Consider the following 2,773-nt stretch of genomic DNA (forward strand, 5'->3'; position numbering starts at 1 on the left):
CGCAGTTCCCGTCCCGCCCCACCCCGGCCCCGCTACGGGTGCCGTGCCGGGTCAGGTCAGCGGCACGCTCACCTCGCCGGTCCCGGTGGCGCTCGCGCCGCCGGCGACCTGCACCGTGAACGGCCGGTCGCCGCCCTCGGCGGTGACGCTCAGCGTGTCGCCGTCCCGCCGGACCCGGAAGGTGGCGGCGGTGGTGCCGTCCTGGTGCGGGACGGTCACGGTGCGCGCGTAGCCGGGCTCGGCGGTCGGGTGGACGAGCAGGGTGAGGCCGTCCAGCCAGTCGCCGTCGGGGCGCTGGTCGTCGGCGGACAGCGGCAGGACCGCGCCCTCGCGCACGTACAGCGGAAGGCTGTCGTAGCCGTGGCGCTCGGTGCGCCAGACCGGGCCGGTCACGGTCTCGCCGGTGAGCAGCTGCGTCCAGGTGCCCTCGGGCAGGTAGACCTCGACCTCCCCGTCCTCGCTGAAGACGGGGGCGACCAGCAGGTCGGCGCCGAGCAGGTACTGGCGGTCCAGCGGGCGGCAGGCCGGGTCGCCGGGGAACTCCAGCAGCATCGGGCGCATCGAGGGCACGCCGGTGCGGTGGGCCTCGACGCCGACGCCGTACAGGTACGGCATCAGCCGGTGCTTGAGCAGCGTGAAGCGGCGGGCGACCTCGACGGCCTCGTCGCCGAACTCCCACGGCACCCGGTAGGAGGAGGAGCCGTGCAGCCGGCTGTGCGAGGACAGCAGGCCGAAGGCCAGCCAGCGCTTGAACACCGAGGCGTCGGGAGTGCCCTCGAAGCCGCCGATGTCGTGGCTCCAGAAGCCGAAGCCGCTCAGCGACAGCGACAGGCCGCCGCGCAGCGACTCGGCCATCGCCTCGAAGGAGGACCAGCAGTCACCGCCCCAGTGCACGGGGTACTGCTGGCCGCCCGCGGTCGCGGAGCGGGCGAACAGCACGGCCTCGCCCTGCCCGCGCTCCTTCTCCAGCAGCTCGAAGACGGTCCTGTTGTACAGCTCCGTGTAGTAGTTGTGCATCCGCTCGGGGTCCGAGCCGTCGTGCCAGACGACGTCGGTGGGGATGCGCTCGCCGAAGTCGGTCTTGAAGCAGTCGACGCCCTGGTCCAGCAGCGGCTTGAGCTTCGACTGGAACCAGGCGCAGGCCTCGGGGCTGGTGAAGTCGACCAGGCCCATGCCCGCCTGCCACAGGTCCCACTGCCATACGTCGCCGTTCGCGCGGCGCACCAGGTGGCCCAGCTCGGCCGCCTCGTCGAACAGCGGCGACTTCTGGGCGATGTAGGGGTTGATCCAGGCGCTGATCCGCAGGCCCTTGGCCTTGAGCCGGGCCAGCATGCCCGCGGGGTCGGGGAAGACGTCCGGGTCCCACTCGAAGTCGCACCACTGGTACTCGCGCATCCAGAAGCAGTCGAAGTGGAACACCGACAGGGGGATACCGCGGTCGGACATGCCGTCGACGAACGACATCACCGTCGCCTCGTCGTAGGAGGTGGTGAAGGAGGTGGTCAGCCACAGGCCGAAGGACCAGGCAGGCGGCAGGGCCGGGCGGCCGGTGAGGCCGGTGTAGCGGGCGAGGACGTCCTTCGAGGTGGGACCCGCGACGACGTAGTACTCCAGGGTCTGATCCTCGACGCTGAACTGGACCTGGCCCACGGACTCCGAGCCCACCTCGAAGGAGACCTTGCCGGGGTGGTTGACGAACACGCCGTAGCCGCGTGAGGAGAGGTAGAACGGGATGTTCTTGTAGGCCTGCTCGCTGCTGGTGCCGCCGTCGGCCTGCCACATGTCGACCACCTGGCCGTTCTTGACGAACGGGGTGAAGCGTTCGCCGAGGCCGTAGACCTGCTCGCCGACGCCGAGGGCGAGCTTGCCCACCATGTGGTGCTCGCCTTGGTCGGTGGTGGCGAAGGCGGCGCCCTTGGCGCCCGCCTGGGTCAGCTCGCGGCCCTCGGCGTCGCGGAAGCTCAGCGTGAAGGGGGCGGCGCGGTCCAGGCGCAGGGTGAGGGGACCGCTGGTCAGCTCGGTGACACCGTCGACGGTGCGCACCTCGCCCGCACCGCCCTCGACACCGGCGACGGTGAACTCGGGGCCTTTGCGGCGTTTGCCGGAGTGGTGGGTGAGCCGGACGCCGATGACGCCCTCGGCGGGGGAGAAGCACTCGGCCGAGATGAGCGGCGCGTTGAGCGTGTCGCCCCTGCGTGTCACCCGTTGCACGGCCGCATGGGTGGTGAAGCGCTTCGCTTCGGTTCGCACGTCACGTACTTCGGTGGCGTAGGCGATCTGTACGCCATCGCGAATACGCCAGAAGCCATTGGTGAACTTCATGATCTTCCTCAAAGGGAGCGTAGGCCGTCGGACTGGGGCACAGGCAGCGTCACGACGAATTTGATCGTACACAAAACAAATCCGCCCCACGAGCCCGCTTCGTCGGTTCGGTGGCTCTGATCAGGCTTGATTACACAGACGGACTTGGTCTTCACGTCAAGCCATAACGAGAGGCGCGCCACGTGGGGCTAGCGCGAGAGCACGCTCTTGGCGTATTAGTCATCACATCAAACAAACTCGTCCGGCAGCGTTGCCGGACTGCGCGACAGCAAGGGCCGTCACATGTCGAAGCGCTTCAACGCCACTCCCGAGGACAGGTTCACTTTCGGTCTGTGGACCGTCGGCTGGCAGGGGAGGGACCCGTTCGGTGACGCGACCCGGCCGGCCCTGGATCCGGTCGAGACGGTGCAGCGTCTGGCCGAGCTGGGTGCCTACGGTGTGACGTTCCACG

General features: G+C 69.4%; 1 protein-coding gene and 1 pseudogene. One reads left to right on the plus strand and one right to left on the minus strand.

Annotated elements, in window-relative coordinates; translation table 11 throughout:
• Positions 1-51: 51 nt before the first annotated feature.
• Positions 52-2,322, minus strand: a complete 2,271-nt coding sequence (yicI, locus tag FNH09_RS45860) for an alpha-xylosidase (RefSeq protein WP_152895791.1) — start codon at positions 2,320-2,322, stop codon at positions 52-54.
• 282 nt (positions 2,323-2,604) lie between these two features.
• On the opposite strand from yicI, the pseudogene FNH09_RS45865 reads away from it, so the two are divergent.
• Positions 2,605-2,773 (plus strand): annotated as a pseudogene (locus tag FNH09_RS45865) (xylose isomerase); the annotation flags it as partial.

The organism is Streptomyces adustus, assembly GCF_009377175.1.
Lineage (GTDB): Bacteria > Actinomycetota > Actinomycetes > Streptomycetales > Streptomycetaceae > Streptomyces > Streptomyces adustus.